At 38.5% G+C, this 2,239-nt stretch carries 1 protein-coding gene; it reads right to left on the bottom strand.

Features of this window, described 5'->3' with window-relative positions; all coding sequences use genetic code 11:
* Positions 1 to 90: 90 nt before the first annotated feature.
* Entirely contained in the window at positions 91 to 2,091 is a 2,001-nt protein-coding gene (locus tag NJD71_RS13455; protein WP_319052410.1) for a hypothetical protein, read from the bottom strand.
* Positions 2,092 to 2,239 lie beyond the last annotated feature (148 nt).

Genomic DNA, 2,239 nt, shown 5'->3' with positions numbered 1-2,239 from the left:
AAACTGGTTATACCATTATAATCATAAGCGCCCAAACATGGGCAATGGCGGTTTTACACCGATACAGAAACTCAATCAGGCAGCTTAATTCTATTTATTAGGTGTCTTAAGTTTGGGAGGGTTACCCTCCCTAATATAATAAGTTAATATCAAATTTAGGAAGTCCTTCCAGTCATCGCTTGAGAAGCCTAAGTTAGTCCATTCTGTAAATTTATCTATATTCACTTTATCTAACTGCGGATAGTTGAAAGAGATTAGGCCCATTGTCTCTAATGAATTGGCATTCTTTGGTCTGTAGGCAATTTCATTAAGAAGCAGAAGCTCTGCTTTTTGGAAGTCATCATAGATATGATTAATATCAGCAACTTTACTGATGCTCTTTGATAAGAACTTAAACTCTGGGTGATCAGCGATGGATTGTATAACTTCCTCCCACTTTAAAGCAGGAGGTTGAATCTTACTTTTATTCTCGTAATCTGTAATTTTGTCTTCTAAAAGATCTTTGAACATAGGTGAGGCGCTAGAGTCATTTTGTAGTGCCTCATATTGAAATTTGAGACTATTTAATTCAGCAAGCTCTTTAATATTTAAACCCTGCGAAGAATCAAATCTTTGAGCGAGGTTGTAATATACAATATGGCGTAAACTGCGACGTTCAGAATCCTGGCGCAGTTTCATTGTGATGCGAGCAGTACCTTGTCTACTATCGGTGAAAGTAATCATTCTTCTGCCTTGAGCAGGCTTACTGTCTGTATTCTTCTCAAAAATAGGACAGTGCTCTAACAAAATAGGGGCAGCAGCACTCATGTAAAAAGGTGCACCTAAACGGGCGGTTCTAATAACCGGCTTTTTAGGGCTGCTATTGTCGCAGAAATAGCAGTAATTAAGAGGAGGTAGTTGTGCTGTTTCATTTTTTACAATAATTTCAACTCTATTATCAGATTTTGTCGTATATTCAACTCCATCTAGATCAAGAGTACTAGGATATAGGTAGGAAAGCTCATTATCGGATACTTCCTTAACCAGATTGTGCTTACTAGACCAAATAGGAAGTAGAAGCATGGGTTGAAAGTCATTGGCATTATCTTCGTTTTCAGCCCTTTCATCTATTTGCTCATCCTCGTCAAGAGTGGAGGATCTATTCAAGGTAAAGTCATCATCCTTGAGCCTATTAAACTGTATCCATTTTGTTTTATGAGAATCTCCTACCGTTACCATGCCTTTTTGAACAAGAAGGTGCGGGGTCTGGCAATCGTCACAATAACTAAGCTCAAATACTGGATACTGACAGTGCGAGCAGCTTGTTTGTTGATTAGTATATACATAACCAAACTCCCATATGGGCTGACCATTATTTTTTATTCCCGATATTGGTGTGTTGTGCTTGCCACTACAGTTAGGGTTTACACAAGCATATAGACCAGATAAGGTGCGTTGGAAGAAGTGAGAGCGTAGAGGAAGAAAGGCAGGAGCATTGTCTTTATGCTTGGTATTGGAGCAGACATCTAGCCAGTTGAGCAAATAGTCTATATTGGATATTTTTTTATCACTATTAATAAGCAGAGTATTTATATCATATTTTAAAAATTCGTTTAATTCTTTGAGGCTCTGAATTCTAGTCACAACCCCATTGTCACTAGATCGTACAAACTGTTGTCTTATTTTTTGTGCAAAAGGATGATTGACCAGTGCTTGAAAGCGCTCAGGACTAACTAACTCTTCAGCACCAATTTGAGCAAGGTTTTCTAGGGATTTAACCTGATTGAGTGGTTGATTGTTAACTGAGGGAATATCAGGAACATTGCGTTTGGCAGACACAATATGAATCTGCTGAGTATCAACACCGGCTAGAGAAGCCAAGAATTTTTTTAAGTTATCTTTTGCTTCTTTATGCTCTCCAATGGTAGCTGAAGTTGCAATAAAATGAACTTTGTTAGGATTAACATCGAAAGCAATCATGACTCTGCGTAGTAAGAGAGACATTTCTGCAGCAGTAGAGCCTGTATAACTGTGGGCTTCGTCCAGCACTATCCAGCGTAATTTTCCTTTAGACTGGTCAATAATAGGCGCATCTTTTTGACGAATAAGCATATACTCCAGCATGGTTGCGTTTGTAGTGGCATAATGAAATAGGACAGTAGATAAGAGGTTATACTATCACCAAGACTGGAGAGAAGATATGACCACCAAACGCGGACGCTACAGCCAAGAATTTAAGCTAGAAGCCATTAAACTGGTT

The organism is Psychrobacter sp. PP-21 (assembly GCF_033790785.1).
Lineage (GTDB): Bacteria > Pseudomonadota > Gammaproteobacteria > Pseudomonadales > Moraxellaceae > Psychrobacter.
Note: the sequence above shows the minus strand (reverse complement) of the source record. Positions and strands in the feature narration are given on the sequence as shown.

Coding starts and splice junctions, on each gene's coding strand:
- NJD71_RS13455 (WP_319052410.1), bottom strand. CDS start 2,091: ATGCTTATTCGTCAAAAAGATGCGCCTATTATTGACCAGTCTAAAGGA.